Source organism: Moorena sp. SIO1G6, from assembly GCF_010672795.1.
GTDB lineage: Bacteria > Cyanobacteriota > Cyanobacteriia > Cyanobacteriales > Coleofasciculaceae > Moorena > Moorena producens.
The window spans coordinates 1-8,558 of record NZ_JAAHFZ010000108.1 but is presented as its reverse complement, the minus strand read 5'-3'; the positions used below and the strand labels follow the sequence as shown (position 1 = coordinate 8,558).

Here is an 8,558-nt window from a genome sequence, read left to right as displayed (position 1 = left end):
GCCAAAGACTATCCGGCCTCACACCAAAAACAAAAACAAATTCAATTACCAACTAGGTTATCATGGATAACGCTCAAATACAAGAGAGGAAAGGGTTTCAAGAGATTGGAGCCAAAGATGAGCATATATATGTGCTTGATAAAAGACACGGGAAGTCAAATAAAAAACCCAATAATACTCGCTCTACACCCATATCGATATTCTGGTTAAAGTCAAAAGGGTATCTATACAGTGACCCAGTACTAAGCATAGATGAGTTCATAGAGCTTCAAGAAGGTAAGAAATCCACCACTGCTAAAACACAGAAATCCAAACCGACCGATTTATACTGCCCAATAGTCATTGACACGGAATTTACCGGTTACACAGGTGAGTCGGCTGAAAACTGGACTGAAACCACTAGCAAACCCAGTACCGAACCACCACCCATATCCAAGACCATCACAGTACAGGCGAAATTCATTGATGAAGGGAGCGGTGCGATCTACCACCATCCCGATGCAAAAGATGTTATCCCAAACTATCACCAGGTGGCTCGACACCCCGAGATGGCTGATGGATTTGCACCAGTGACCCACCTAAAAGCACATGGTATCGACTGTAAGCTGACCCGAAACCCCAGACTAAACAAACCAAATCGTAAGCCAGACTTACCCATTCTAGAATTTGCACTTATTGGCCACTTCCTATTAGCTGAACTCTACCGAATTACAACCGGTGATTACCGGGGAGATATTGACAAACTAGTCAGATCCAAAAACGATAAAAACGGCATTATCAAAATGGGTCGGCGACTAGTAGCACAGACTTTTAACGGGAATGGTCAGGTACTATCGAGAGCGCTAATGCCATGGGTAATTGAGATAGGCACCCACCAATTTCAAGTAGCCCTATCATTCATTGACACATGTGCCATTCATGGAAAGGCCAGTTATGCCAAATTATGCAAAAACTCTGGGGTTAAATTAAATTATAAAGCTAATTTCAATAAAAAAGAAATATCCCGTATGGATAAAATGTATACAGAACGCCCAAAAGACTATGACGACTATGCACTGGGCGATTTAGAGGTATACAAGGCGCTTATGGGTAACTTAGACAAGTACAAAGTAATATACAAGTCACTTGGAATAGAAGAATTTTTTGAGCCACCAAGACTGACTATAGGAGCGACAGTAGCCAACATTTTCCGGTCAAAACTACTACAAACTCTTGGCTTAACACAGAAAGAAGAAAAGAAGTTAATAGAATATCTCCAACACGGTACAGCAGCCCACTTAAAGAAGTCCAAAACAACCACAGCAGTATATTTGGCAAAGATTGATGGGGGACGGTGCCGCAACAACAAAGCTACCGCATCATCTGTAACCAAACTATTAGCTGATATCGACATTAAAGGGTGCTATGGTAATGGCCTCCGTCACCAAGATTATCCAGTTGGTCGCCCATCCATAATAGATTATCCCATTGACAGCGACATCAACGAATACCAAACACTACGAAAATTTCTGAAGAAATATAGGAAGGATTTAGTCCCCGGATTATGGATGGCACGAGTGTCTGTGAAAGACAAGACGCTGATGAAGTACATCCAAGATTTTCTAGTATCATGGATACCACCACGTACACCATCAAAGTTACCAGCAGGAGCAAAATACGAAGATACCGATTGGTTCACAGAAGACAACATAGGCACTATCAAAGTCTATCACCAAGACATACAGCTAGCAGTCATAACCCATGAGTTTTTAGAATGGCTTGAACACACATGCAGCAAACACCAACGTAAAGAGTTACTAGACAATCTGATAGTAATCACAGCAGCTATATATCCAAAATCAGAAGAGTGTAAAACCTTTGCTGAATTTGAGGAAAAGGTGGCGAATCACAAAGGCAAAAACACAACGAGCTTAGACGTTAAACGAGGAAAAACGACGATAACTAAGAGAGAACAAGAATGCAAGTCATGGTTTAGACTCAACATCGGCGACTTACTTATCAATGCACTTTTAGCTGAACGTGCCAAATATAACAAGAAAGACCCATTAGAAGGTCCACTAAATGAACTCTATAAGCTAAACATTAATACACTCTACGGTGATATGGTTTCACCATTTTTCGATATCGGTAATGTGATAGTGGGTAACAATATCACAGCAAGGGCGCGTGCCATGGCCTGGTACATGGAAAAAGGATTGAACGGATACCAGACAATTACCGATGGTTGTATTTTCGATCCAAACCGAATCATCACAACAAGAACTAATAGAACTCTAACGGCACAAGCACTAACCCAAACAGATAAACCAGAATACAAACCATACTTTAAAAATACAACACTAAGCGGTAAAAATAAAGTTGAATACATTTTAACCGAAATACCAGATAAGGGAAATAACAACCACAAACCATTCCCTAAATGGGTGGAATTGATAGTAGAAGGGAAGGAGTTAACTAACCAAGAATCATTGGATTGGATTGCAGAGAAGGTGAAAGTCCATTTAACCAATCTCTTCCCAAACATATCAGTGATTGAAAAATTCGGATTTGAAACCAAAGCTATATACACAGGCGTTTCATTACATGGCGCAGCTGACTATAAAGTATGGGTTGGGGATGACACCATTGAATCAAAGATGCGCTCATATAGAACCAGAGAGAAATATAAATCCTTTGAACTGACAGGAGACGTGCTACAACTGGTAACCAACGATTACAGACCATCCGAAGAATTCATGACTCAGCTATACCAAGACCCCTATAACGTAGCTAGAGCGAAAACGTACCGGTTCAATAAAATCCTCAAGACAGCTGAATATGCAAAAAACGAAGAGAGTTGGGTGCATTCAACAGCAAAACCAGGGGATACCGTTTACTCTATGCGACTACTCCGGGAATGCAGCTTAAGTCAATTCACCTTCCAGAATCACGACCAATATATAAGTTGGAACAAAGAAAAAACCCGACTCCAGAACAAGACCGGCCAATCATACGAGTCCTGGTTCATAAATGAAAATGGGACACTCAACTATCAGCTGATGATTGAAACACTAGAGGAGGCAATTACCAGTGGTAAAATGACATTCGCTGAAACCCGCAAAGCCAATGAAAAGAACAACCTAGCCCGAGAATACGTAAGCCATCCGAGCCACGAGAAATTACAAGAAGAACAACGCAAACTAGACATCTACTATAGACGCCAATAGGAAAACACAAAAACAATTTGAGAACACGAGAGGGAGCGGTTATCAGAGCCGCTCTCTAATTATTTGGAGATGACCAGGCAAGGAACAAGTTCAATCTATTGGATGTTCACGGGAATGGAGTTGGTACTGAAGCGACGACCAGGGTAATGAACAGACGATTGATTGAACTTGTTCTATAGCCAGTCGGCTGAAACTATACCTCTAATTTTACCATCGAGGAGCAAAGGGAAAAGGCCAAATTGGCAAAAACCCTGATGACCACACCCAACCACAATAGAGAAAACCCGAAGCCTAACCTAGTGCCAAGCCAAGGCATAACCTGATACCACAACCCAACCTATCTAAAAGAACCAGAAAAGCTAATTCACCCCCCCAAAAACCGCCTCGAAAACCAGACCATATTTGTTACAAAAACAGAAGTGATTTAAAAAAAGGGCTGTTTCTGTAACAAATCACGATTCCTAGAACCCTTATACATCAAGACATGTGTGTTTTTGTGTGACGTTTTTTTTCATGTTTATATTGGAGAAGTAAAACGTCAACCAAAGATATGGGCAGACCGGTGGAAACTTGTACTGGTTTTATAGATGCTATATGAGCGCTACCATCGGGATATTTGGATTAGTTGTCCTGAAGTCGGGTGATTTTTGATAATCATCCGCTTTGTTGATTCTCAATTGCATTAAGAGGTGTTTACTAGAGGTTGAGTCTGCTTACTGTCCTTCTCCCTAGGTAGTTCCTTGGGTTTAACATCCCTATTCGGCCAATTTGGCTTTCAGACCATCCAAATTCTGATATCCTTAGTCCAAAGGGGTTAATCCTATTTCAGACCCTCTATCCGCCCTACAGCTCGACTAAAGGGTTTTCTAGCCCACCTGTTGTATCTACCAAATTAACTGCCTCTGATGTTCCATAGGGAAAGAGTTGGGCATATCGGAATGGTACCTGTATTCGTGGTCGTCGGTTCTTTTTGGCTCTTGTCTGTCCATAGACCACTTCTGTGCCAGGGTTCTCTGGGAAGTCTCTTCCACTTTTGATAAATTCAAAGCAATCAGATTGGTAGGTATGGTTTTGTATTGCCAACACTGCTTTAATTACCCTTATTCCTTCTGCCTCATCTCGGCACAATATTCCCAATCTGTAACCTTTTTCGATGTCTTTGTAGTGCGCTGTGTATATGCCTTTGTTCCACTCAAAAGGTGGTGTTGCCATTTCTCTTTGTATTGCTAGTGCTAATTTATTCGCCTTTTCTTTACTGTATTCGTATATCGTTTCATTTGCCAATCTAAAACTAATTTGATATTTATCCCCTTTAATTAGTTTTTTAGTTTTGTTACTGAGTTCTTGTTTATAGAATGTGAGTCTGACTAATGGTTGGTCTTTTACTTTTCCACCATTGTAATAGTCAGGCGTTAGAATAATTTCTGATTCGTTCTCTTTTTCTGACGATTCCTTTAACTGTTTAAATAGAAGTAATTTGGTATTTACTTCTAGCATCGCATCGTTTTTTTCAATTAGCAATGCGTGTTGGTTAATGCCGTTATTCGTTTCGTAATCGTCTTCCGCAGTACCTTTGAACCATTCTTTGACTGCTCTATTGTGTATTCTAATAGCTACTGAACGGAGGAAGACTGTTCTATTTTGGGGTTTGCCTCTAGTCATGTTATAATTGTCCTATAAGAGTTGTCGTGATGATTAGTTCACTTCTGGAGATGGGAATTTTCCTAGTCTTTCCCATTTCCCCCTCTTAAAGATGTTACCTTTTTTAACAACTGTGGTGTTAATTTTAGTTGGTTAGTTGTGGTATAATCATAACTAACCAGTTTTTCAGCATCTTTTACGGGTTGATGGCACACATTTTCACACCACCATATTCCAAGACAATACCGGTTGGTTATGACAATGTTTTAAACTTGCCATTCGACCCTTATCGCATTCATATTCCTCATAGCCCAGAGCACGTTTTAGGTACTAAGTGGTTAGATTGGTTGAATGACAATAACCGGTTTCGATACATAGTCCGGTGGGGTGTATGGTTCTCAGCATGGAAAACTGATCATGGTTATTGGACCGCCCAAAGAGTGTTCAATGGACGGCACCGGAGTGAGTACTTAGGAGAGTCTCAGCATCTAACATGGTCGCTACTGCGTCTAGCGGCTGTCAATATCTCGTTTCCGGATGAGGTGTATTGGTTTGATAAATCTCATAGTCGGAATTTGAAAAGTTCTCCTGGTGGTCGTGGGGCTGCTTCCGTGACACTCCAGCTACTAGACGAGTATCTGGTCACCCGTGGGTTCAACGGGTTGCCCCAGACTACTGAGTGGGAGGGTCTGGCTGATTTTCGGAATTGGGTAGCTCAGTCGGTTGCTGATATGTCGGAAGTGTCCTGACAAGTTCCCTTATTATTTCTGTGCGATTCCTAAGAGTCTGTTTACAGTAGGCATCAAGCGCTGCCCACTCAGGGTCTCTGAGCAGGACGTGTACAGTCCTGTATTTTTTACTTGACATGTCCATGTGACTTACATATTATTTACATATGATGTAAATGAAAATAATATCAATCACATGGTTATGTCCAACACCGATAATGAAGCAGGTGCGAATACCGGTCGCACCCACTTCAACAAGGGTCGGAAGCGTACCCCCAACCGTTCTTTACAAGCTGCATCTAGTTTATCTGACATGACAGCGGTTACCGTAACTGGTTACTGCGACAGCGCCCCAACCGAGTGGCAACTGCTGCCAACATTCAGTACATTCTCACTGTCCCCCGACGGTAGTTTTCCCAAAATCAAGTCAAGCAAGTCAGCATTTATAGATATCAAAACCCAGACAAATCATACTGGGTTTGCATCCGGTCGCTGTTACAGAGTGTATCTAGGGTAGTGCCATGGAAAATCGTAGTTTCTTTGCACTACTTGCTGTGATAGCTCTAGCCATGCATTGCTTCTCATATTTTGAAATCATTCGGCTTAATGCAAAACTTGAAGCTATTAAAAATGAGTACGCCGCGTTTCGAGTGGGGTGTTTAAATGGGCGATAAATGGGTGTCTCTACCCCTCCGCATCACTTCCAAAATATTGGACTATTCCATTTGGTTTGGTGGTCGGTTGTTGATAGTGACGCCACAGTTCTTAATTTGGACATGGAAGTCTGTAAGCCGCTTATCACTTACATTAGCTGAGATGTGTGAGCGGTCTTATGGTAAACTAATAACTGTTTACGACCATCTCCCTTATGATGGTGGTTTTGCTGACGATATTCTTGACGTCGTTGTCAAAAACACTGATGATGCTATTGTCGTCATCAGTGATTTCTTATCAGAAATACAAGGTAAACAGGTGATGATTATTGGGTCAACGGGTAGCGGCAAGTCTACCATTGCCCAATGGCTAGCATATCAGGTCGGGGGACGGGTAACCGTCTATGAGTGCGAAGGTTCTCCTACTAGCTGGAGAGGGTTAGAAGTGGTGGGTCAAGCTGAAGACTTTGACTCTATCAATGAGTCAATGGGTTCTGACTTGAAAGATTTAACCCAACAGATTCAGTTAAGAGCTGAGCGAGGGGATGCAGCATTAGCAAATACAGACCGTGTACTAATCGCGGAAGAATTTCCGGAATTGGTTCAGAAGTGTCCCAATGCCGGGGAATGGATTGAGCGGTTTGCCCGAAGAGGGCGGAAGGCACGCCGCTTTTTGATTTTATTGAGCCAATACGACCAGGTTGCAGCTTGGGGCATAGAAGGGAAGGGTGGTATAGCGGCCAACTTCAGTAAGTTAAGGTTGGGTAAGCTGGCGGTTACCCATGCCCGGAAGCTGAAGAACACCCAATTAGTAGAGTGGCTCAAGCGAGATAGTACACACGCACTACTAGACGATGAACCGATCCAACTGCCAACATACCGGGAACTAACAGCAGTTACCCGGGGGTTACCCGTTCCAGCTGTCGAAATCTCCGAAACCGCCGCTGGAACTGAGCGGAACCGGATTTTTGACGACTTTGAAAACTCAGAAAAACTTCTAAAGAAAGCACTTTCCGAGCTGGCAGCCGCCACTTCCCAAACTCACGTAATCAAGAATGTGTTGGGCTTCCAGGGTTCCCGCTACAAAGCGGGCAAAGAGCACTTTCAAAAACTAATAGGAGGCGAATAATGAGCTACCCAAGTGAGTTTATTTATGATATTGGGTTTGATGATGATATGAATGATTACGCTCAAGTCATATTAGTTGAACACCCACCTGAAAACGTTTATCCCTATACATATCCGCCGATTAAGCATGTTCCAATGCAAGAAGTCGAGGATTTCATCCGTGAACTTAGAGTGATTGAGTCAGAGGTAAACGAAACTGGTGATGCCAGTAAACTTCAGAATTTTCTAAGCGAGAAATATTATGAGCTTTGAAATAGAAATTATCCGGCTATATTTCCTAGTTGGATGCTGGTGGTGTTTCTTTTGGTTTGTGGGAAATGTGGAGTAAGACCCCATACCCCACCCCTCAAATCTATGAGCTGCCCTAGTACCACTCAGTGAAGGCATTTGAGTTCAACTAGTAGAACATGGTCTCATAAGCGGATTATAAGCGCCAATGATAAATCAAAACCATCCCAACTATTGCGGTCACCGACTACTCACCACCAAAACCTCCAACAAACTAGTAGAAGCTGGTAAGCGCATTACCTGGTAGGGTGTGATAAATACTATTGCGCTTTATAAATAACTAAGTCGCAACATTAATAGTAATAGTGTTGCGACTTAGTTTTTACTCCAGTGGTAGGCCGATCCAAATTTTTCTGATCACACCCAATGCAAGAGTCACCCTCCCTAGTCCCCGACCATTATCAGAACTACAACATATTACAATCTAATTCCGGTGCTAAAACGCCCTATAACCGTGAGAATGAATATCACAAAATAGGTGCTTTGAGGATAAAAAATTTTTTTCGGAAACTTAGGTTCCGGAAAAAATATTTTATCCTAAACCCTCCTCACAGACCTTTTTGAGAATGGTAACCAGATGAGCATTAACAGCCGATATATAGAACTAGGTTGTATTACAAGACGCTAAAGAATAGTTGTTATTAGTTAAAACTTAAAAATTAGACCCCAGCAACTAGTATTTTTATTTCAACATTAGTTGCTAAATTTGTTATTTAAAATACAAAAAAATTATCCTGAAAAATACTTGACAGGATAATAAATACGTATATATAGTGAAAAGCGTGAGGCCAAAGACTATCCGGCCTCACACCAAAAACAAAAACAAATTCAATTACCAACTAGGTTATCATGGATAACGCTCAAATACAAGAGAGGAAAGGGTTTCAAGAGATTGGAGCCAAAGATGAGCATAT

General features: G+C 41.7%; 6 protein-coding genes. 5 read left to right on the top strand and 1 reads right to left on the bottom strand.

Translation table 11 applies throughout. From position 1 onward, the window contains the following. The first annotated feature begins 62 nt into the window (after positions 1-62). Positions 63-3,206, top strand: a complete 3,144-nt coding sequence (locus tag F6K63_RS35590) for a hypothetical protein (RefSeq protein ID WP_287314838.1) — start codon at positions 63-65, stop codon at positions 3,204-3,206. Between the two features lie 843 nt (positions 3,207-4,049). Here the strand turns inward: F6K63_RS35590 and F6K63_RS35585 are convergent. Further along, positions 4,050-4,868 (bottom strand): hypothetical protein, encoded by an 819-nt coding sequence (locus F6K63_RS35585; protein WP_287314836.1) that lies wholly within the window; start codon positions 4,866-4,868, stop codon positions 4,050-4,052. A gap of 185 nt (positions 4,869-5,053) precedes the next feature. Here F6K63_RS35585 and F6K63_RS35580 point away from each other — a divergent pair, with 185 nt between their 5' ends. The 4 genes from F6K63_RS35580 to F6K63_RS35565 all read left to right on the top strand — a co-directional run bounded on the left by F6K63_RS35580 (position 5,054) and on the right by F6K63_RS35565 (position 7,608). Continuing rightward, a complete protein-coding gene (locus tag F6K63_RS35580) occupies positions 5,054-5,596 on the top strand; it encodes a hypothetical protein (RefSeq protein ID WP_287314834.1) in 543 nt (180 codons plus the stop codon). 181 nt (positions 5,597-5,777) lie between these two features. Further along, the gene (locus F6K63_RS35575; protein ID WP_287314833.1) at positions 5,778-6,092 is read left to right on the top strand and encodes a hypothetical protein; all 315 of its coding nucleotides are present in this window, start codon (positions 5,778-5,780) and stop codon (positions 6,090-6,092) included. Between the two features lie 146 nt (positions 6,093-6,238). Further along, positions 6,239-7,357 carry a P-loop NTPase family protein gene (locus F6K63_RS35570; protein ID WP_287314831.1) on the top strand — a complete coding sequence of 373 codons (1,119 nt, stop codon included), beginning with the start codon at positions 6,239-6,241 and terminating at the stop codon, positions 7,355-7,357. After that, complete coding sequence (locus F6K63_RS35565) at positions 7,357-7,608, top strand: hypothetical protein (protein WP_287314829.1); 252 nt, start codon at positions 7,357-7,359, stop codon at positions 7,606-7,608. Before F6K63_RS35570 ends, F6K63_RS35565 begins: the two co-directional genes overlap by 1 nt. Positions 7,609-8,558: the final 950 nt, after the last annotated feature.